The following is a 19,472-nucleotide window of genomic DNA, read 5'->3' as shown; positions in this document are numbered from 1 at the left end:
CGTTGCGCCGGACCGGGTACCCGGCGGCGGCTGGAGCGCGCTGCAACATCAGCTGGGATTGGATATCAGCGCCGATCGTTTCCTGACCGACCTTGCCAGCGATGGCGGCGCCGTCATCTATATTGACGGGCTGGATCGGTTTCGCTCTCAGCGTGAGCGCAAAACCGTTTCCGATCTAATCTTGACCGCGGCGAAGATCCCGGGCCTGACTATGGTCTTCACCGCCCGTCTAGGCTGGCGCGAAGCGCAGCCCTTCAGCGATGAGGTCATGCGCGCCATTGAGACTTGCGAGACGCTGACCATTGACGGCCTGGACAATGACGAAGCGGCTGCCCTTGCGCGGTCGGTGCCGGCGCTTAGCGCTATCCTTGCGCCAAATCACCCGGCCAAGGATCTGGCACGCAATCCCTTCATCCTGAAACGCTTCGTCGCTGCGAAATCCGACCCTGGCGCGCTGATCAGTGAAGCGAGCTTTGCAACGGGGTGGTGGCAATCAGGCGGGCATGCGGCAACAGACGATAAGGGCGAAGCGCGCGCGCGCCGGAGAGTACTCCTCGCCGTGGTCCGCGCACAAATGGACGGCGCTTCCGTGGTGGACCTCAAACCTGAATCCGCCGACGCAGCGGCGGTCTCTTCGTTGATCGAAGATGGCGTCCTAATCGAACTCGCCACCGACCGGGTCAAATTCAAACACGACCTCTTTTCAGATTGGGCGATCGCCGCCTATCTCAGCGAAGACCCGGACCGAATACCCCCCCTCGCCGCAACCGGCGCGCCTGCTTTCTGGGCAGAACGCGGCGTCGAACTTGCTTTTCGTCAGCTCGCCGAACAAGACGATGTGAAACTTTGGCCTGATGCCGTCAAAGCGCTTCAGACAAATGCCGCCCCAGAGCGCTGGATTGGCCTAGCGCTCCTGGCTCTGGTGCGATCAGAACGCGCCTCGACGCTGATTGCACGCCATGAGGTTCTTTTACTGGCCGATAAAGGCGAATGCGCCGAGCAGCTGATGCGGCTCGTCATGGGCGCGCACGCGATTGAAGTCGAGATTCCTGTACCTTCAACGGTGGGTGACGGATCGACGACGTCTCAAACCTGGGCCGTACCGGATCCTTCCATCTGGGCGCCGCTGATCATTTGGGCGGCGAAACACTTCGCTGATCTTCCGACGAAGGCGCTGCGCGGCGCCGTTGATCTCATGTGCAAATGGATCACCTCTTTCGCCGCCACAGAAGGGAAATTGACGCCCGTCTTGCTCGATCGGTTCGCGGATTTGCTCGTCGCTCATGTCGAAGATCGTTCACTGGATTGCGTGCCCATAGGTCAGCCTCTGCCGAAGATTCGCTATCCAGCCGGAAACAGCACAGTCGATACGGCGCGCATGTCGCTCGCTGCTTTTGCCGAAACGAACCCAAGCGCGGCAGCGCGGTATCTGAACGCCATCGTCGCTTCCGATAGCGCGGTCGATGAACTCGCCGAGCTTTTGGATTTTCCCTTCGCCTTGCCGAAAGCTGCGCCCGCCGACTTTTCTGCCACACTGATCGAGGCCACACGCCAAGAATATGATGAGCGGTCCGGAGATGATCGCATGCGAAGGGCCGGGCTCGGACTTTCGCGTTTGGAACACCCGTTCACCCTGGGAAAGTGCGGCATCACACCTTTCTCCGATATCTTAAACGCCGATGCCGATCAAGGTCTCTCACTCATCCGCACCCTGACCAAAATGACTGAAACTGCGGTCCAGACCGGCGGCGCGTTTGAGATTGGCCTGTTTGGCGAAACCCGCCGGATCGAGCCGAGCAATTCTTACGGCTGGCCGCGCGGACACGGGCCCTCGCAATTGGTCGGCAAGGCCCTCGCCGCCCTCGAACACTGGGTCCATCGCGAAATTGAAAACGGCGCCGACCTCGAGAGTGTTGCGACCCGGATTGCCGGCGACGGGCCGATCTCCGGTGCCTTATTATTGGTATTAACGGACCTGGCGCTGTGTCACGGAACCCTCGGTGGCGCGCTCTTGTACGACCTCCTCGCCTCCCCGGAATTGCTCAGCCTAGATTTTGAACGACATCAGTATGATTATCTCGAAACCCTGAGAGGGGGCGGCCTTGGACGGCTGCGACAAGGCCCGGCATGCGACCGGCCCATTGAACAAGACCTCGCCGCGCGCCCCTCGCGTCATACAGGGCTGCATGACGTCTTTATCCAAATCGCGCTAAAGATTCCGGCCGATGAGCTGACAGCCTTAAAGGCGCGTCTTGACACCGCTGTTCAACGGCTCGGGCCTTGGGAGCGGCCCGAGGTCGACTGGAAAGACCCGGCCTTCATGGCCTCTTATGCCCGGCGCGCCCTTGACCGGGAGAATTATCGCGAAGAGACGCAGATGGTGGAGGGCGCGTCGCGCCAAGGCTGGGTCTATGACTGGCCCGCGGACCAGGCCGACTGGATGGCGGCGAACTCTGCTGCGGCGGCGGCAGAGCATCAGGCGTTTAGTCGCTCCCTTGCGATCCGCATGACCATGGATGATGAGACCAATGATGTCCGCGCCTCGATCAAAGATGCTGAAGCCGTACTCGCGGAAACCGAAAACGCCGAACCGTCCACAGAGGACGCCCTCGACCATGATCCAAATGATCCATGGTTGTCGCGCCTAGGCGCGGCGGCCTTTCTCAGTCGGCACTATTCCGGCAAGCAGCTTCGCGCCAAAGCGCCAAAGCTACGCACCATTTTTGATCGTGCCCTCAATCCCGCAAGCAAGCCGCGGCTCAATCTGCGTTATGATGTCATGTATGACCCCGCCGCACTCGGGTTCGCCGGTCTGCTCTATCTTGGCCGCGACGACGCCGCCCAACCGGCGGACGAAGACCTGCTCGCCGCCATCGTGAAGAATGCGCCAAGCGCGGTCTCAGCCCTGCGCCATCACCCGCAGGCGGCCGAGGCGCTGGGGATAGAGCGGCTCAAGGCGTGTGTTCGCACCGGACTGCAGGCCTGCTTCTTCCCCCGCCGCGCCCATTATGATGAAACAGACGGCGCATTTGAGCAGCGCTACCACGCCTTACAAGAGAAGTTCGAGGAGCATGTCAAAGCCGAGCTGGCCTGGCTCGCAGGTAAAGCCGAGGAACCAGGCTGGATCGTCCCGCCCCCCATACGCCAGCGATCGAAGCGGCGCGGATTCATTCTACCGGGCGGCGCTGCGCCGCCCCCGCCGAAACCATCGCGATCTGAATACCCGGACTATTACTTCGATTATCAAACCGGCGGCAATTGGATCGCCGTCCTGAAGCGATTGGGTGGTCCGGACGCGCTCGAAGCGCTGTTTTTCGCCAATCGAGACTGGCTCTTGCAGGCGAATGGCGGCTCCGACGAGGACGCCGATGCGCCCGATGTGGAAAACCACTGGACATCGCCGCTGTTTGATTGCGCCGCACGCCTCGCCCCGCAATGGACAGAAGCGCAGCAAGAAGAGCAGATCTTCGCGCTGCTCGATAAGTTCTCGCCTGACGTGTTTTTCAGCGTCGCCGCCGCGTTCTTGATCGAAAGCGATATCCAGCACCTGAAGGCCAGGGCGACCGACACGGATCATCTGGCCAAGCTCCGCGCGCGGCTTTCGACGTCAATGCGAAGGCGTAAAGAATGGGAACGCCACAAATGGTCGCGAAATGGCCGCGTTGAAATCCATCTCAACGACTTACTTTCAACCCTTTTCATGAAGCAGATCCGGGGCTTTGGGGATCGGCTGTCCTATGCGCATGAGTTTAGCGAGGCGCAACTCATTGCTTTTTCCGACACGTTGACCGAACTGGCCGTTGATGCCGGTCCGTGCCCCACCATTGCAACCTTCTATCTCGATGTGCTCGAATTGCTGCCGACGCAGATATCAGCCGCCCCCTTAGAAAGAGTTACGGCAGCGTGGCACGTCGACGCCGAAGACGGCTTCTGGAGTACCGCTCGCATTGGTGAGCGCGTCGCGACTTTGGCGAAGGACTGTATCCACACAAAGCTTCAGACCGAGACTTGGCGGACGATTGCCGCCACGATTTCGGCGGCGGGCGTGCCCGCAGGTGAAACGTTGCTGAAACACATTCAGAAGCTCTCAAAAGGGTCATGAGCCCGGTCGGCTAAGTAGCGAACTATCCGAAATCTCGAGTATTTGTGCCACCAGTTCGTAGGAGTGGCTCAGTGGAGACGTCGCTCTAGTGTCTGCATCCAGGAAGTTTTTGCCGCGCCGTTAATGACTGCTTCCGGGATTCATCAGCCGTGACGTAGTGAGATTGTGGTTGATTTCTCGCACTGGTTTGAATTCAGGCGCTTCGCTGTTAGAGTGAAATTGGAACCGGGATAGTCATTCGGTCCGAGGTGGGGACAAAAGCGCCAGGACTGCATGATATCCGGGAATGCGAGGGGACACGGACGGTCTGTGACCTGCTCGCGCATGACCGGGGGATGGCGTGTGGATATTCAGGCAGTCTTGATTGCGTGTTTGGGGGCGTGGGCGGTCTGTCGCTTCGTGATAGAACCCCTAGTTACAGCCAATGCTCGCGACCGGCTCGCCGCGGGCCGTGTCGGCGGCGCGGGATGGGTGGCGCTGGCCCAGATCGCATCCCGGATCCTGCTCCTCGCATCACTGTCTTCAGCTCTCGCGCTTGCACTTGCGGCATGGATCAATGCCCAGGACAATCTTGGGCTGGCAGAGACCAATGCCTTTCTCGAGCGGATCGGTGCGGCGCGCGACCAGCTTGCCGGGATTGGCACGGCCTGGGGCCTTGGCGCGACGCTCCTGATCACCGTCGGACTTGGCCTGATTACCTACTTAGCCAGCAAGTCGAGGGAAAAGCAGGTTGTCGGCGATATCTGGAATGCGGAATTTGCCCGGCTGCAGGCGGCCTTCGACAAGGGCGAATGGGATGAACGCGCGCCGACGCCGGAAATGGAACAGGTCCAGCGCAGCATGGACGAGCTTTCCGAAGCCTTCGAGACCGCTCAGGCACAAGGCGACGGCCAGCGGGCCGCAGCGATACGCGGCGCATTCGACAAGCTGGCGCAGGCCAATGTCTTTCTCGACGTCCAGCGGCGCGCTGACGTGCAGGTTGCGCCCGAAGACGTGGGCATCAAGCCGAAGCGCTCCGGTCTTGGCCTGGTCAGCACGATGTTCTTCTCACAGGGTGTCGTGTCGGGACTCGGCACAGGGACACGGGTCCTGGCCTCAGCCGGCCTCCTGATCCTGTTTCCGAGCCTGCTCGCAGCGAGTTACACCGCCGCCGAACCGGCCCTGCAGGCCTCGCTCGACCGGATTGAAACCCGCCGCGCGGACTTGGAATTCGAGATCGAATTTGCCGAGATCGACCGATCCTATAGCGAGCTTGTCGGCGCGTCTGAGGGGCCGGATGAGCCCCTGGACGATGAGACGGAACGTGACATCTCGCAAACCGCCGAAGTGTTTGAATCAGAAATCCTCCCCCGCGTGCTGGTCAGGTCGGTCCGCGCGACCGGGACCGGACTCGATGCGGCGGTGCGCTCGGTGGAGACCGCCTCGGCCCGGCAAAGGATATTGGGCATTCGGGCCAGCGCCGCGCGCGGTGCCCCGGCCACGGTCACTGGCGGCGTCGACGCGCCTGACTATCGCTCCCTGTCCTCGGCCGAGGTTCCGGGTACTGGATCCACCCGCGCAGAACTGAGACGGATCGCGCGATCTGATCCTGCCGCCTTCACCCGGCTGCGTGACACTACCCGCGCGCTGAAGGCCTCTTTCGCCACCCCGGCCAATGCCGGCCAGTTGCGGCGCGCCCTGGTGTCCCAGATTGTCGGGCACGCCGTAGATGCAACTCCCGTCCTTGACGGGCTGGACCCTGCACTCGACCGGCAGATCAAGACATGGGCGGGCCAGATCCCCTCGACTGAAGCCGCCCGGGCGCGCGAAGTCGTGCTGAAGAAATTTGTGGTCCAGAGCCAGGCACAGGGCCCGCTTGACTGGTCGCGTCTTGCTGACTGGCACCATACACCCCTGTCGCCTGCCACCAGCCGGTCGGTCGGCAACGCGCTGTCGGAATTTGAACGGTCGCTGCCACAGGCGAGCCGCCTTGAAGGCAATTTGCCAAGCCTGTCGCGGGCGCCGAGATATAATCCGGGCGAGGCGACGCAGGCTGTCAGGCAGATGGCGGGGCGCCTCGGAAGTGGACCAGATAGCGCAGCGTTTCCAGCCCGGGCGCTGACTGTGTTTGATGACCACTTCCCGGGACAGGTCGGCGCCGAACTGGCCACCCCGCAAGCCCGGGCGATACATGCAATCTCCGGCACACCGCCTGCCACAGCTGTCCGGAGTTCCGCCACGACGGCAAAAGCGGCCATGCGGGCCCGGTCCTATGGCCGGCTGCGCGGATTTTCGCGCATTGGCGGGGTGTTGATTGGGCGGGAGCCTGAGAACGCCGCTGCCGCACTGGCGCTCGATCATTTCTCATGGCGCCGGTCAGGTGGACGCATCGAGCTTGTGCTTGGGCAAGGCAGCGACCGGCAGTCGATCGGACGGTTCCATCCTGCCATTGTCCAGCTCGCCCTCGCCTATGCGGCCGATGGCCGGCCCACCACCGTGACCATGGTTACGACTGATGTAGTGCCGGACCTGCGCATCCTGCTACATCCGGCGCTTGAAGATACGGGCCTTGGCTGCCGCGCCATCCGTCTCGACCAGCTCGCCGATCAATTGTCTTTTGCTGAAGGCAGCGCCCTGTCCGCCATTCGAACCGATGCCGAACAGCGCATACGCGGCGAGATCGGCCTCTACCGGATCGCCTGGCGGGCCAGGGCGCAGGCGAAATTGCCCGGCAGCGACCTTGGCGGCGACGACAGGGCTTTTGCAGAAGAGGCGATTGCCACAGCGCAGCGTCTTCCCGAGCCTGAACGCATCGCAGCCGAAGCCGTATTCGGCACGCTGGACGGGTCGCTATGGATCAGGCGGAAGCCCGATTTCCTCGACCCCTCCCTGGTCAATCAGATGGAGGCCTGCCTTCCTGCGCAGTCGCTCCGCCAGTTTGAGACCTGCATCTCGACGATCACCGACAGCCAGAGTTCGCGTTCTGACGGCTATGCCTGGCTCGCGCCTGCGCCGGACTACCAGATCTGGAGCGGCGTGCGGGAACAGGCATACGATCTCGACGACGGCCTCGGTTTCCTCCGGCCGCCATCCGCTTCACCGGCCTGGCCCTTCCGGTTCATGGTCCAGGTTGCCTTTGAATCGCCTGCCTTCTTCGCCGGCGGCGCATCGAAATGGGCCGACGAAACCAATTCAGCCCGCGATGATTATGTCGACGATGATCCCTGGGAGATCGAGACCGTGTCGAGCGGCCTCTCGACCGCCGTCGAAGCGGAGGTTCGCAGGAATACCCAAGTGTCGGATATCGTATCATCCATGCGCGAGTTTGCGATCCTGCAGCGCCTGTTCCGGACAGGCCTCGACGGACGGCTGGGTCCGGATTTTCCGACCGACCAGCTTGTCGCGCTGTCACAGCAAACCGCCATGGACGTCAATCCTGACGCCCTGACGGCGCAATGGTTGCGCCGACCGGGTGAGATCGAGGGCCAGTTGTTTGCAAGGACCGCCGAGGTCGCAGAGACAATACCGACCGGGTTTGCGGAAGATCAGTTCTTTGCCCGCGTGGGGGCCTGCATGTCCTTGATGATGGAAACTGCCGAAAATGACCCGCGCGGCGAGAGCGCGCTCGAAACGATTGATGCGAGCCGCTGGAACAAGGTTTGCGTCTTCAGTGACTTGGGCACTTTCGGCTCAGATGGAACCGACTTGCAGGAATTCTCCCAGATCGCGGCCGACATACGCACCATCCGTGCATCAGTCGGTGCAACGCAGCCCAAGACGATCGAATATCCCGGCGATCGCGGGAACTGTCCGAAACTCTAGTCTGCAAAATCGTCGCGAGCGGGCGAGCTCGCAGGACGGTTACAGTTTCTTCGCGATAATGAATACGGAGATACTCTTGTCCGGCTTCCACTGCTGGATGATGTCGAGACCCTGCCCTTCCAGGCTTTGGACGAGGTCGCGTTCACTGAACACTTGCAGCATGGGCATGAGGCCGAGCTTTCGGCCAAGCGGTGCGATCCATTTGAAGAAGCTCATGCCGTCCTTGAGACATCCGGTGCTCGAGACAAACACACCGCCCGGTTTCAGCAGGCGCTGCACTTTGGCAATCGTTGCATCGCGGTCAGCCACCAGGTGAAGGATGGAAAGGCCGAGGATGACGTCATAGGAAGCCGGCGCTGCGTCGAATTCATCGAAGTTGGCCTGCTCGAACACGATATTGCCGACACCCTGCCCGGCCGCCTGGTTGCGCCCGATTTCGATCATCCGGTTTGAAATGTCGAGCGCATGGACCGAGTTGACGAAAGGCGCATGGGCGATCGCGGTGCCCCCGGATCCGCAGCCGAACTCCAGGATGTCCATGTCCGATTGCAGGAAGCCGCGCGTGGCGACCAGCTTGGCATGGTAGGTCTCGATATCCTTGATCGGCCGGGCAAAATAGCCGTCGGCCATCCTGTCCCAGAAACGCGCATCGCTGCCATTGGCTGAGCTGCCGGGCCGCCTGGGCAGAGGGGGACTGTCGGAGGTCTGCCGGTCGGTAGCGGCAAGAGGCGTTGCGGCTCTGATGGGCATGGCTGGGGGGATCCTGACTGTGTGTGGCGCGGCCAGGGCAGCGCCCTGTCGGATGGATGATACCCCATGATTACCCATGCGTTTCGCGTATTGGAATTGCCAAATATCGTTGTTTTGATATGCGTTTATGTATGGATTGGCGATCAGTGACATTTGACTGGAACCGGGCACGTGCCTTTCTCGTGACGGCAGAGGAAGGTTCATTGTCGGCCGCATCGCGCGCGCTTGGCATGACGCAGCCGACACTCGGCCGCCAGGTGGCCGCGCTCGAAGAGGAACTGGGCGTGGTTCTGTTCGAACGGGCCGGGCGCGGACTGACCCTGACGCCAAGCGGCCTTGATCTCGTCGACCATGTGCGCGGCATGGGCGAGGCAGCGACCCGGTTCTCGCTTGCCGCTTCAGGCCAGTCGCAATCGCTGGAGGGCAGCGTCTGTATCAGCGCATCTGAAGTGGACGCTACGTTTCGGTTGCCCGGGATCATTGCGCGCATCCGCCGGGAAGAACCCGGCATCGAGATCGAGGTGGTTGTCTCGCAGGAAGCCAGTGACCTGCGACGCCGCGAGGCCGATATCGCCATTCGGAGCTTTCAGCCGACACAGCCGAACCTGATCGCCCGGAAAATCCGGGATATTCCCATCCATCTCTATGCGACGCCGGACTATATGGAGCGGGTCGGCAATCCGGCCCCGGATGCAGACCTGACCGCGGTCGATTTCATCGGCTTTGACCGAACCGACATGGTCGTGGCTGCGCTCAACCAGGCTGGCATGAACGTCACCCAGGACAATTTTCCGATCATCTGCAAGTTCCAGCTCTTGCAGTGGGGGCTGGCCAGGCAGGGCCTGGGGATCGTGATCTTTCCCGAAGACATTGGTGATGGCGAACCGCTTGTGCGGCGCGCCTTTCCTGGACAAGAACCTGTGATCATCATCCCGCAATGGCTCGTCTGTCACCGGGAGCTCAATACCAGCCGGCGTGTTCGCAGGGTATTTGACCTGCTCGCCGAGGAACTCGGGAAGGCCTGAGAGACTTGCCGAAGAACCGATGGCTCTTACAGGCCGATTGCATTCGCCTGCTGTATACGCCAATCGGCCTTGCGAATCCCGATAGGCTGGGTGTCTTGTCGATCAGTTGGAATGGATCATGGCCGCGCCCTATCGCTTCACACCGCAACACACGCTCTCTGGCGGGGCTAACCTGCCCGCTGAAGACGCCGCCGCGCAGATGGAGGCGACCGGCGATTACAGGATATTGCGGCGTCTGACGCCGCCGGAGCCCTTCGTCTGCAATCGCCCGAACTGCAAGCAGGCGGCCTTTCTCGATGTTGAAACCACGGGCCTCGACGAGGATGACGAGATCATCGAACTGGCCATTGTTCCCTTCCAGTATGCCCTCGATGGGGAGATCTGCGGTATCGGCGCAGTGTTCGACCAATTCAATGCGCCCACCCGTCCGATCAGCGAAGAGATCACCCGGCTCACGGGCATCACGCCGGACATGGTCAAAGGCCATGCAATCGACAAGGACAAGGTGCGAGCGATCCTGTCCGGGACCGATCTCATCATCGCGCACAATGCTGCGTTCGACCGACCCAAATGCGAGGCCTTCATGGAAGACTTTGCCGCCACGCCCTGGGCCTGTTCACTCAATGACATTGACTGGCGTTCTGAAGGGCATGAAAGCGCGAAGCTGTCCTATCTCGCCATGGAGTACGGCTTCTTCTTTTCAGGCCATCGCGCCAATCTCGATTGCCATGCCGGCATAAAGCTCCTGACCATGCCGCTTGCCGCCACGGGCCAGCTGGCGCTGTCCTGCCTGCTCACCTCAGCGCGCAAGTCCGGCTGGCGGGTCTTTGCGGTCGACGCGGACTATGCTTCCAAGGATGCCCTCAAGGCGCGCGGCTACCGCTGGGCGCCGGCCGACACCCTGCCGCATCCCAAATGCTGGTGGATTGATATAGATGAGGATGCCCTCGAAGCAGAAATGTCTTTCCTCGAGACAGACGTCTACAGGCGCCCGACCAGGCCGCCAGCTTACAGGATCGACGCTTCAAACCGCTATTCCCGTCGGGTGGGTTGATGCGGAAGTATCAGGCATGAACCGAATGTCCGCTTTTGCACTGATGGCTCACATCTGCTTCGGACACGAAAACGACTGAGATGCATGTGAGAGATGTCGATTTTCCCATGATCGGCCAGACCGGACTGAAAACCAATTTGGCCGCCATGCCGAAATGATCCGCCATGGGACACAATGCCCACGGCGGATACTGGTCTCGATCAAACAGATATTTTATCCGTCCCATGCGATCCCTCGATCAATGAGTGATGACTGTCGGCCTTTGGCGCGAACCATCGATGCAAGGCAGGCATGACCAACAGCGTAAGCAGGGTGGACGTCACCAGGCCGCCTGTCACGACGGTCGCGAGGGGACGCTGCACCTCTGCCCCGACGCCTGTGGCAAAGAGGAGCGGCGCAAGGCCAAGCGCCGTCGTCAGGGCTGTCATCAACACGGGCCGGGCACGCAGCCCAGCCGACTCAATTGCCAATTCGTCCAGGCCTCGGCCAGCGCGGGCAAAGTCATCCATGAAGCTGACCAGCACCATTCCATTGCCAAGGGCAATGCCGAACAGGGCGATGAAGCCAACCGTCGCCGGCACAGAAACCGGCAGGCCCGCGAGCCAGAGCGCAAGGGCGCCTCCGGTCAGGGCCAACGGGATGTTCAGCAGGATCAGGATAGCCGATTTCAGCCGCCCGAATGTCATCAGCAGGATGAGAAGCACAATTCCCAGTGTGATCGGGATCACGACCGCGAAGCGGGCATTCGCCTGCTGCTGCAGCTCGAATTGTCCGCCCCAGACCAGCCGGTAGCCGGGCGGCAAGGCCAGTTGCGCATCGGTTACGCTTTGGGCCTCTGCCACGAAAGATCCGATATCGCGTCCACGCACATTTGCCTGCACGGCGATGAAACGTTCGCCATCCTCCCGCGTGATCTGGCGCGGGCCGATGACCGTTTCGATCTTCGCCACTGTTGCGAGCGGCACACGTGCACCTGTCGGCGAGACAAGGACAACCCGGCCGATAGCCTCGGGCGTATCCCGGCTGTCCTCACGCAAGCGCACGATGATGGGAAACTGCCGGACACCCTCGAACAGAGACCCGGCTTGCGCGCCGCCGACGGACGCGCGCAACGCATCCAGCGCATCTTCGACATCCAGCCCATAGCGCCCAAGGGCGACGCGATCGACCGTGACGACCAGTTGCGGCGCTCCCGTGATCTGGTCGGCTTGCACTTCCGAAGCGCCATCCACGCCCTCGAGCATAGCCTGCAGGTCCCGGGACTTATCCAGCAGGATCCCGGAGTCGGGCCCGAATATCTTCACCGCCAGTTCGGCGCGCGTGCCGGTGATCAGTTCGTCAACGGCCATGGCGATGGGCTGGCCGATACTCACGACAATGCCGGGATAGGATTCAAGATCCTCGGATATGGCCGTACGCAAGGCCTCGGGCGTCATCCCCTTGCGCCATTGCATCTGCGGCTGCAGTTCGACGAACGCCTCGGCGCTGTTTGTCGGATCGGCATGCGCGCCGACCTCCCCCCGGCCAATGCGGGTGACGATGGACTTTATCTCCGGGAATTGGGCGAGAAGCCGCTTCTCGATCCGGGTGGTTGTCTGCGCCGCTTCTGTCAGAGAGATGGAAGGCGCCATGGTGACGCGCAATAGGATGTCACCTTCCTCCAGCGAGGGCGTAAATTCAGACCCGAGGCGCGATCCGGCAAGACCGCCCGCCAGCAGGAGCGCGACCGCCAGTCCGACCGCCGCGAACCGCTGCCGAACAAAGAAGCCTGAAACCCGGCTCACGCTATCGGCCAAGTATCCATTGCCGGCTTTGCCCACCCTGGATGATCGCCGCATCAGGCCATTCGCCATGGAGGGTGCGATCAGCGCCGCATAGAAAAGCGATCCTGTCATCGCCAGCGCAGCTGAAGCGGCAAGCGGCCGAAACGTCTTCCCCTCGACGCCTTGCAGCGAGAAGAGCGGCAGGAACACAACGATAACCACGGCAACGGCCGCAATCAGGGGCGCGATGACCTCTGCTGTCGAGCGTGCCACGATGGCGCGCTTGTCTTCGGATGGCTTCGCTTCGCGCAATCCCCGATCCACGTTTTCCGCGATCACGATGGCCCCATCCACCATCATGCCGATGGCGATCGCGACGCCGCCCAGCGACATGAGATTGGCGCTTATGCCCAGCACGTGCATGGCGATGAAGGCGAAGCCGACGGAAAACGGAATGGACAGGACGACAACCAGGCTTGGCCGCCACCCGCCGAGGAAGATGAAGACCACGAGGGCAACCAGCAGGGCGCCTTGCCACAGGGCCGTTGTCACCGTGGCGGCTGCCTTGTTCACCAGCGTGCCCTGATCATAATAGGGCACAGCTTCGACCCCTTCCGGCAGGCTGGCATTGATCTCTTCAAAGCGCTGTTGCACCCGGGCAATCACATCCGAGGTGTTGGTGCCGTACAGTTTGAGAACAAGTCCGGCGACGACTTCGCCTTCGCCATTGGCTGTTGCGAGCCCCTGTCGTACGCCGCCGCCGACAATCAGGTCTCCAAGATCACCCACCCTGACAGGGCGGCCATCATCCACTTTCACGACGATTTCGGACAGATCATCAACACTATGCGCCAGGCCAACCCCGCGCACCGTGAACTGCTCTGATCCGATCTCGATGAACTGGGCGCCTTCGGTCCGGTTGCCGCGCTCCAGCGCGGTCATCACGTCATCAATCTGAATGTCGTAGGCCAGCAAGGCATCCGGATCGAGCTGGACCTGGTATTGCTTTTCGAACCCGCCAAGTGACAGAACTTCTGTCACGCCGGGCAACGTCTGCAGCTGGTCCTTGATGATCCAGTCCTGGATCTCACGCATCTCAACGAGGTCTCGCGTGCCGGTTTGATCGTCCAGCCTGAAATAGAGGATGATGCCAAGCCCGGTCGAGATCGGCCCCATCTTGGGGTCGCCGAAGCCATCCGGTATGTTTCCGCGCGCCTCGGCAAGGCGTTCGCCGACCACTTGCCGGGCGAAATAGACGTCCGTTCCATCTTCGAAATAGATGTTGACGACGGACAAGCCGAAATTGGAAACCGAGCGCATGCTCTTGAGTCTGGGCAAGCCCGACATGGCCGTTTCGATTGGATAGGTAACGTATCGCTCGACCTCTTCCGGGGCCAGCCCCTCGGTTTCGGTGAAAACCTGAACCAGCGAAGGCGTGACATCCGGGAAGGCATCAACGGGAAGCGCCCGGAAGGCAAACAGGCCGCCAAGCGTCATGGCGAGGGCTGCGATGGCCGCCAGAAGACGTCCACCTGAAATGCGGTGCATAAAATTGATCATGGTGCTGAATCCTAGTGTGCGTGTCCGTCGCCAAAGGCGTCTTTCTCAAGCTGGGCCTTCAGGGTGAAGGCGCCGCTGGAAACGAAAGGCTCGTCCTCGGAAAGGCCTGACCTGATCTCCACGAAGCCCCCGGAACTTGCGCCGGTCGTCACAGGTCGCGGAGCAAAGCCACCTTCGACAGGCACGAAGATCGAGGCCCGCTCTTCAACGGTTTGCACGGCATCTTGCGGAACGCGCAGGACGTCGCTTTGACTTCCAACACCGATCTCTGCGGTTATGAACTGGCCCGGACGCAAGTGTCCGTCAGGATTGTCGACGATGACGCGCGCAGTGGCTGTCCGGGAACTCTCGTCGATGACGGGAAGGACGAACGCGACGACCGCCTGCGTGATCGCTTTTCCGTCATTGCCCTTCAGGGATACCGGTGCGCCAATGCGGATGCGGGATATGTCCTGCTTGTAGATCGCGATATCCGCCCACACGACACTGTCATCAAGGATGGTGAACAGGGTATCCGCGCCGGCGTCGCCAGCTGACACTGTTTCCCCGAGGGTTACCGTGCGCCGGACGACTGTCCCGGCAATCGGCGCAGTCAGGTAAGCATTCGAATTGTCGCCGTCATCCGCATTGGCAATACTGGCCAGGGCAGCATGGCTGACGCCTGCCGCATGCAATTCATTCTCGGCGGCGTCGCTTGCGGCTTTTGCTGATTCATATACTGCACGCGCTGTTTGAACGTCAGCCTCCGACGTAATCTTGTCCGCCCAGAGCTGCTCTTCGCGGGCCAGCGCCTTGGCCGACAGTGACCTGCTGGTCTCGGCATTCAGCCAGGTTGCCTTCAGGCTTGCAAGCTCGCGGCTTGTGATAAGCGCCAGCGTGTCACCCCGCTCGACCACATCTCCTTCGTTGGCATAAAGCCGGGCAATTATGCCGCTGACTTTTGGAGATACTTTTGCCACCCGGTCACCGTCGAAACGGATTTCGGCCGGCAGGCTCAATGTTTGTCCCATGGCGCCCGTTGTGGCGTTTTCCACAGCAATACCGGCTTCGTCAGCTGCCTGCGCCGTCAGCCTGACAATGTCATCATGTCCTTCCTCAGCCGGTTCCTGATCATGGTCGTCATCTGGCGCACCATGCGCATTCTGTTCCGTGTGCGATGTATCAGTGGCGCTGGTTTCATCTGCGCCGCATGCGGCCAGAACGAGCGTCAATGCTGCGATTGTCGCCTTTAGCGTCAATGTCTGTCTCATTGGAAATCTCCATCAAAAGGGGGGGCGCCGATAATGCTTCGCAGGCGTATGCTTTCGGCGTTGAGATTCCGGTTGGCCGCGATCACGGCCATCGAGGCTTCGATGAGCCCCTTGCGGGCATCGAGGGTGGTGGTGAGGTCGAACTTTCCAGCGGCGTACCCCTGGACCGAGGCGTCATAGGCCGAGCGTGCAGCCGGCAAGGCTTCGTTTTCCAGAAGGGTGAGGCGGTCGCGGGCCGCCCGCACCTGCGCTACGGCTGCCCGTTGGCTCGCCAGCAGGTTGGCTTCCACGGCGAGCCGGTTCAGTCTCTCCGCATCGGCGCGATAGCCTGCGGCCCGCGCGCCGTCCCGGTTCTGGTCGAAAAGCGGGATCGGCACACGGACGCCGAAGAGGAACGCGCTATCTCCTGTCTCTTCAAACTGCCTGATCCCTGCAGAGAGGGTCATGTCCGGCATTGCGGATGCTCTGGCGACATCACGCTCAGCCCGACTGGCGGACTCCCTGGCCACGGCTGCGGCGATTTGTGGGTGAGTCTCTTGTTGGCCTCTATCCGATTGTGTTCCGGACAAGTCGGTCCTGTTGATATCGGGCAAGGCGAATTGCGGGTCCGAACTGCCCCAGAGGGCGGCCAGATCATAGCGCTTCTGCTCGACATCTGCGTGCGCCTGATAGACGGCAGCGCGCAAGCCGGCAGCATCGGCGTGCGCACGGGATTGTTCGGGTGGCGCAGCGGCCCCCGCCTCCACACGCTTCGACACCGTCTCAAGGAGCGTGTCTGCAAGATCGGCAGCCTGGTCGGCCAGGTCAGCAACCTGCGAGGCCGCCAGCAGGTCGTACAGCAGCAACGCTGCTTCCAGTTCCGTTTCGCGCAGGATCACAGCGCATTCAGCGGCACCCAGCGTCGCATTGGCCTGCGCAGCCTGCTGACGCTTCGTACGCTTTCCGCCGAGCTGGAAGGTCTGCTCGATCGAGAGCGTTGTTTCACTCTGGTCGAATGCCGAAAGCGAGCCGGATCCGGAGAAGTTCTCGACTTCGAGACCGATGGAGGGGTTGAGCGCGCGCCCCGCCTGGAGGGCATCTGCCTTTCGTGCCCGCGTTTCCAGTGCGGCCCGGCGCACGTCGGGAGAGGCATTGCGCACCTGTTCAAGAACGATATCGACTGTGAGCGGTGTGCCCGGCGTAAGCACCTGCGCATCGGCTCGGGGTCCGTTGCACGGCGCGGCAATCGCACCACCCGCAAAGGCGGCTGCGATCAGGATGCACAATGCACCCTGTCTGAATTTTGACATGGAGAATAAATCCTCGTGGTAATCTGAACGACAGACGGGCAGCGCAGGAAGCGCCGCTATCGGGTCAGATTAGGCACGCGGTGGTCGATAGAGGCCCATGGGCTCGGCGAGCAATGCGGAGTCTTCACCGCGCAGGCGCAAAATTCCGTTCAGCTGAAGGGCGAGAACTGAGGGATACATTTCTGTTCCGACAATATGGAAATGACAACTGCCGCAACTATGCGCGTGATGCTCATGGTCAGGCTTGTCTTTGTCATCAGGGGTTTCCAAACCGATGATCTGAGCTGCCAGATCAGCTGACGCGCACTCAATATCGACGGCATCGACCGGATGGATGTCTGCGGCAGCCGAGCCGAATCCCATCATCACCATCAGCACGATGGCGAGCGAAATCCTGCTCATATAGGCTAGCGGTCCAGTCGTCATGTCTGAGCCCATAGCAGACCCCGGTCCAATACTCACTAGCGCAATTCACTTGCGATACGCGACAATCAATTGCGCGCCTTACTTGCCGTTGAATTCTGCGATTGGGATCAAACGGTTATTCCGGAGGTCGGCGCCGAACCGAAGGGGCCAAGAGGCATCGTTTGACCGTCACTTCCTTATGTCTGGTTATGCGCCATAGAAGAATTGGATTCCATATCTGAACCAGTGTCTGCGCAATCATAAAGTCTGATGAGGCAACAGGATCTTGTTGTATTGCGTGAGTTCGGGAGTTTCGCTGATGGAGTGATCCCGGAACCGGAATGGTCATTTGATGCGAGGTGAGACCGAATAGCGCCACGACTGAATGCGATCTGGGATGTGAGTGGCTACGGACGGTACGTGGGTCGCTCGCTCAGGACCGGGGGATGGCGTTGGGACGTTCAAACTGTTTTGATTGCGTGTGCGGGTGCTCAGGCGGCTTGCCGCTCGCAACGGCCAATACGACGATTCACCCTGGCGCGGGCCGGATAGTCGGTGCCGGAGGGGTGGCCCGCGTACAGCTTTGGCCCCGGATCCTCAGCCATTTATGGATTAGTCGAAGCCAGGATAGATCGTGAGGCAGGACGTACCCTCTCTGGGAAGCGTGCGCATCACCCTGCCCCAGCCCGCTATCGCGGGGCTGTCCGGGAGGCTAGAGCGCTGATGCGTGTCCAGGTGATGCGACCGGCCCGGCTCGTCTCCGGTCACGCGTGCCCCCTGCCGGGATCACGCGCGCTGCGGGGGCTCGCCGGCTGGGGCCGCGCCGCATGCTTCCCACTGGCCTTCCGGCCAGAGGGGTCATGGGCGCGAGACAGGATGCAGGCCCGCATGAAGGGCGGTGCCGAAGAATTCTGATACCCCCTTAGGTTGATATTCATTACTCTGTTGGATTGTAGGCGGCATGGATGGTGCATTGGTTCTGGCTGGGAGGCAGATATATGCGTGTTCGCGCAATAGAGGCGTTGAGCGACCTGCTGGTCCGGTATGATTATACGGCAGGCCTGTCCCGGGCAAACTGGGCCTGGGAGTTTGCAAGGCGCAATCCGGGCCTCAGGGATGACGCCTTTGCCGGGGTGAGCCGGGCGCAGGCCCGGACCGCATGCCATGGCATCCGTGTGATCCGGCTGCCTGAACCGGACCTGGCCGCAGAGGCCTGGGGACTCCTCAAGTTCCCGAATCCGGACCGGCCTGCCTTTTCGACGGACCTGTTCTGGTCCTGCCAGGCCTATCCGCGCATGCTTGGCGTGCACGTTCGCGACCGCCTTCCGGGTGAGACAGACGGGATTTTCGAGAAGGGTATGCGCCTGTGCAGGACGACCCACCTGACCGACGCTCATGGCCGCGAGCATCTCTGCGTGAAGGGGGCCTCGCGCGCACTACAGGTCCGGTGCAGCGGGACATCCCTCCTGGGAACCCAGCCGGTAAAGATGGAGTTTTCCGTGAACGGCCTGGAATCGCCTGGCCGGTTCATTCAGACGCTCGAACGGGCCCATTTTGTATTCCAGTCGCCGCGCCGGGTACCTGCCTGGTCTGGCAGGGCCCTGCGTTATCGCAATGCGCTGATCGCGCTTGACGCGCATGACGCCGGCATGAGCTATCGCGACATGGCCACGATCTTTCATGGCGAACACCGCGTGGGCTCTGACTGGACGGGCGCGTCCCATGCCATGAAGTCAGCCATGGCCCGCCTGCTTGCAAAGGGGCAGCGCCTGCGCGATGGCGGATACCGCGACCTGCTCGGCGCCTGCGCCTAGAACGCAATCACCAAAATGACGGAACATGAATCGATCCCATCATCCGGCCGGGGCATCTCCGGTTTACGGCGCACGGCGAATACAGGGATTCAACTCGCCTCGGGGTCTGACCGGATCCATTTGCCTATCACCGTCACATCCTGGGCCTCATAGCCAAGAGCCGCATAGAAGTCCGACGCGGCCGTGTTCCCGCCTCTCACCATGAGCTGGACCTTTGGCACGCCGCGCCCTGCCAGCCAGAGTTCGGCCTCTGCCATCATTTCACGGCCGTGGCCCCGGTCCTGCGCGTTCGGGTCAACGGCCAGATAGTAGATCCAGCCCCGGTGGCCATCGGAGCCGGCCATGACGCTGGCCACGAGACGGTCATCCTTCGTGCCCACCAGGAGCGTCGATTCCCGGGATTCCAGGCAGAGATCCACATCCCGGCCCGGATCATTCCAGGGCCGTGTCAGCGCGCACGCCTCCCACAATGCCAGCAACGCCGTGCGGTCTGCTTCCCTGAACGTGCGAATATGCATGGCCATGGCACGTGCTTCTGAAGGGATTCGCGTGTGTGTCGCCATCCTGCATGCATTCCGTCTCCGGCGTCCGGGACATTCTCCCGGGGCAGCCGGGTGTGGGCGGACGGCGCGTCTGCCCGGGCGCGGCCCGCGCGCAAG

Annotated in this window: 11 protein-coding genes; 5 read left to right on the top strand and 6 right to left on the bottom strand. The window is 61.6% G+C overall.

The features are described from left to right. The first annotated feature begins 58 nt into the window (after nt 1–58). Together AADA04_RS08680 and AADA04_RS08675 are read left to right on the top strand one after the other, a co-directional pair. Complete coding sequence (locus AADA04_RS08680; protein ID WP_340692863.1) at nt 59–4,102, top strand: hypothetical protein; 4,044 nt, start codon at nt 59–61, stop codon at nt 4,100–4,102. 399 nt (nt 4,103–4,501) lie between these two features. Further along, entirely contained in the window at nt 4,502–7,903 is a 3,402-nt protein-coding gene (locus AADA04_RS08675; protein ID WP_340692862.1) for a hypothetical protein, read from the top strand. Nucleotides 7,904–7,942: 39 nt separating this feature from the next. On the opposite strand, the gene AADA04_RS08670 is transcribed toward AADA04_RS08675, so the two are convergent. After that, a complete protein-coding gene (locus AADA04_RS08670) occupies nt 7,943–8,653 on the bottom strand; it encodes a class I SAM-dependent methyltransferase (protein ID WP_340692861.1) in 711 nt (236 codons plus the stop codon). Between the two features lie 146 nt (nt 8,654–8,799). On the opposite strand from AADA04_RS08670, the gene AADA04_RS08665 reads away from it, so the two are divergent. Together AADA04_RS08665 and AADA04_RS08660 are read left to right on the top strand one after the other, a co-directional pair. Next, a complete protein-coding gene (locus AADA04_RS08665) occupies nt 8,800–9,678 on the top strand; it encodes a LysR family transcriptional regulator (protein WP_340692860.1) in 879 nt (292 codons plus the stop codon). A gap of 118 nt (nt 9,679–9,796) precedes the next feature. Continuing rightward, the gene (locus AADA04_RS08660) at nt 9,797–10,732 is read left to right on the top strand and encodes a 3'-5' exonuclease (RefSeq protein ID WP_340692859.1); all 936 of its coding nucleotides are present in this window, start codon (nt 9,797–9,799) and stop codon (nt 10,730–10,732) included. 200 nt (nt 10,733–10,932) lie between these two features. On the opposite strand, the gene AADA04_RS08655 is transcribed toward AADA04_RS08660, so the two are convergent. The 4 genes from AADA04_RS08655 to AADA04_RS08640 all read right to left on the bottom strand — a co-directional run bounded on the left by AADA04_RS08655 (nt 10,933) and on the right by AADA04_RS08640 (nt 17,032). Further along, nucleotides 10,933–14,055, bottom strand: coding sequence for a CusA/CzcA family heavy metal efflux RND transporter (locus AADA04_RS08655; RefSeq protein ID WP_340692858.1), 3,123 nt, complete (start codon nt 14,053–14,055; stop codon nt 10,933–10,935). 11 nt (nt 14,056–14,066) lie between these two features. Next, complete coding sequence (locus AADA04_RS08650) at nt 14,067–15,305, bottom strand: efflux RND transporter periplasmic adaptor subunit (protein ID WP_340692857.1); 1,239 nt, start codon at nt 15,303–15,305, stop codon at nt 14,067–14,069. Beyond that, a complete protein-coding gene (locus tag AADA04_RS08645; RefSeq protein ID WP_340692856.1) occupies nt 15,302–16,594 on the bottom strand; it encodes a TolC family protein in 1,293 nt (430 codons plus the stop codon). Before AADA04_RS08645 ends, AADA04_RS08650 begins: the two co-directional genes overlap by 4 nt. Before the next feature lie 69 nt (nt 16,595–16,663). After that, entirely contained in the window at nt 16,664–17,032 is a 369-nt protein-coding gene (locus AADA04_RS08640; RefSeq protein ID WP_340692855.1) for a hypothetical protein, read from the bottom strand. Between the two features lie 965 nt (nt 17,033–17,997). Between AADA04_RS08640 and AADA04_RS08635 the strand changes: the two genes are divergently transcribed. Next, nucleotides 17,998–18,813, top strand: coding sequence for a DUF2285 domain-containing protein (locus AADA04_RS08635; RefSeq protein ID WP_340692854.1), 816 nt, complete (start codon nt 17,998–18,000; stop codon nt 18,811–18,813). Nucleotides 18,814–18,902: 89 nt separating this feature from the next. On the opposite strand, the gene AADA04_RS08630 is transcribed toward AADA04_RS08635, so the two are convergent. Further along, a complete protein-coding gene (locus tag AADA04_RS08630; RefSeq protein WP_340692853.1) occupies nt 18,903–19,337 on the bottom strand; it encodes a GNAT family acetyltransferase in 435 nt (144 codons plus the stop codon). Nucleotides 19,338–19,472 lie beyond the last annotated feature (135 nt).

Origin of the sequence: Hyphomonas sp., from assembly GCF_037969335.1 — a bacterium.
Lineage (GTDB): Bacteria > Pseudomonadota > Alphaproteobacteria > Caulobacterales > Hyphomonadaceae > Hyphomonas.
This window is presented reverse-complemented; position numbering and strand designations above follow the sequence as displayed.

What these genes read in the sequence shown, in the direction of transcription:
- AADA04_RS08670 (WP_340692861.1), bottom strand. Translation starts at nt 8,653, where the DNA reads ATGCCCATCAGAGCCGCAACGCCTCTTGCCGCTACCGACCGGCAGACC.
- AADA04_RS08660 (WP_340692859.1), top strand. Translation starts at nt 9,797, where the DNA reads ATGGCCGCGCCCTATCGCTTCACACCGCAACACACGCTCTCTGGCGGG.
- AADA04_RS08655 (WP_340692858.1), bottom strand. Translation starts at nt 14,055, where the DNA reads ATGATCAATTTTATGCACCGCATTTCAGGTGGACGTCTTCTGGCGGCC.
- AADA04_RS08650 (WP_340692857.1), bottom strand. Translation starts at nt 15,305, where the DNA reads ATGAGACAGACATTGACGCTAAAGGCGACAATCGCAGCATTGACGCTC.
- AADA04_RS08645 (WP_340692856.1), bottom strand. Translation starts at nt 16,594, where the DNA reads ATGTCAAAATTCAGACAGGGTGCATTGTGCATCCTGATCGCAGCCGCC.
- AADA04_RS08640 (WP_340692855.1), bottom strand. Translation starts at nt 17,032, where the DNA reads ATGGGCTCAGACATGACGACTGGACCGCTAGCCTATATGAGCAGGATT.
- AADA04_RS08635 (WP_340692854.1), top strand. Translation starts at nt 17,998, where the DNA reads ATGCGTGTTCGCGCAATAGAGGCGTTGAGCGACCTGCTGGTCCGGTAT.
- AADA04_RS08630 (WP_340692853.1), bottom strand. Translation starts at nt 19,337, where the DNA reads ATGGCCATGCATATTCGCACGTTCAGGGAAGCAGACCGCACGGCGTTG.